Here is a 637-nt window from a genome sequence, read left to right on the forward strand (position 1 = left end):
CTGCTGCCCAGCTACGCCGGCCGTCTGATGCAGCAGGAGCTGGAGGCGCTGGACGCTGCCCTCGGCAACCCGCAGCGACCCGTGGTCGCCATCGTCGGCGGCGCCAAGGTCTCCACCAAGCTGGACCTGCTGGGCAACCTCTCCTCCAAAGTGGATGTGCTGGTCATCGGCGGCGCCATGGCCAACACCTTCCTCGCCGCGCAGGGCCATTCCGTCGGCAAGTCGCTGCAGGAAGCCGAGATGCACGACACCGCGCGCGAGATCCTCGCCGCCGCCGGCAAGAATGGCTGCGAGATCGTCCTGCCGCTCGACCTCGTGGTCGCCGAGGGCTTCGCCGCGCATTCCCCCAACAAGGTCGTCGGCCTCGATGGCGTGCCGGCCGACATGATGGCACTGGACGTCGGCCCCGCCACGATCGCCGATGTGGTGAAGCGCCTCTCGGCCGCGAAGACGCTGGTCTGGAACGGTCCCTTCGGCGCCTTCGAGATCGCGCCCTTCGACACCGCGACCGTCACCGTGGCCAGGGAGGTCGCGCGCCTCACCGAGGCCGGGRAGCTCCGCTCGGTGGGCGGCGGCGGCGACACCGTCTCCGCCCTGCGCCATGCGGGCGTCTCGGAGCAGATGAGCTATGTCAGCT

General features: G+C 70.1%; 1 protein-coding gene. It reads left to right on the forward strand.

What is annotated here, in order from left to right; all coding sequences use genetic code 11:
- Positions 1-637 (forward strand): phosphoglycerate kinase (locus AC1DWF_RS35635; protein WP_476843172.1); only part of this gene is annotated, 637 nt, incomplete at both ends.

Source organism: Aminobacter sp. P4_D5, assembly GCF_056401815.1.